Origin of the sequence: Myroides odoratus (assembly GCF_001549985.1) — a bacterium.
Classification (GTDB): domain Bacteria; phylum Bacteroidota; class Bacteroidia; order Flavobacteriales; family Flavobacteriaceae; genus Flavobacterium; species Flavobacterium odoratum_A.
Genome location: NZ_LROZ01000074.1, coordinates 1 through 352, shown reverse-complemented (window position 1 = coordinate 352; position 352 = coordinate 1). Strand labels below are relative to the sequence as shown.

The window sequence follows — 352 nt, the reverse complement described above, 5'->3', positions numbered from 1 at the left end:
GGTATGGCGAGTAGCTGCGGGTAAGGCGGGGTATACATCATCGGGAAATCGAAAAACACCCGTTTGATACTCAATCGTTTCAATCAGTCCTGTCGGGTGTTTGATCTCCTTGATCAATCCTTCGGCACTATAGTAGAACAACCACGTGTAGTTTTCTTCCAACTGTCTCACTTTTTCTAAAAAACCATTACCGATGGTCAATTGAATCTGGTAAGCTTCTTCCTCTCCAGGGAAAACAGAAACAACAGGAGCATGACGATCCTGGTAACTAATCTCTACCAAAGTATGGTGATCATCAGCAATAGAGGCTAAACGAGCAACGTTTCCTTCCCATTTCAAGTACACCGCATGG

At 44.3% G+C, this 352-nt stretch carries 1 pseudogene; it reads right to left on the bottom strand.

The window, feature by feature from the left end:
* Positions 1 to 352, bottom strand: a pseudogene (locus AWV75_RS19045) (hypothetical protein); the annotation flags it as partial.